This is a genomic window from Cellulomonas sp. P4_A2 (assembly GCF_056402515.1).
In genome coordinates, this window is sequence record NZ_JBFUHG010000072.1 from 1 (window position 1) to 529 (window position 529).

1 protein-coding gene is annotated in these 529 nt (G+C 65.8%); it reads left to right on the forward strand.

Features of this window, described 5'->3' with window-relative positions:
- Positions 1 to 529 (forward strand): DNA gyrase C-terminal beta-propeller domain-containing protein (locus AC1DUE_RS20135; RefSeq protein WP_477041182.1); only part of this gene is annotated, 529 nt, incomplete at both ends.

Genomic DNA, 529 nt, shown 5'->3' on the forward strand with positions numbered 1-529 from the left:
GTACGAAGACGGACGACTACCGCTCGCAGAAGCGCGGCGGCAAGGGCGTACGCGGCACGAAGCTCAAGGAAGACGACATCGTCGACCACTTCTTCGTGTCGACGACCCACCACTGGCTGCTGTTCTTCACCAACAAGGGCCGGGTCTACCGGGCCAAGGCGTACGAGCTTCCGGATGCCGGCCGTGATGCGCGCGGGCAGCACGTCGCCAACCTGCTGGCCTTCCAGCCGGACGAGCAGATCGCCGAGATCCTGGCGATCCGCGACTACGAGGCCGCGCCGTATCTGATCCTGGCCACCAAGGGCGGCCTGGTGAAGAAGACCGTGCTGAAGGACTACGACTCGCCGCGCTCGGGCGGTGTCATCGCGATCAACCTCCGTGAGACGGAGGACGGCAGCGACGACGAGCTGATCGGTGCGGAGCTGGTTTCGGCCGAGGACGATCTGCTGCTCATCAGCAAGAAGGCCCAGTCGATCAGGTTCACTGCGACGGACGAAGCGCTGCGGCCGATGGGCCGTGCCACCTCGGG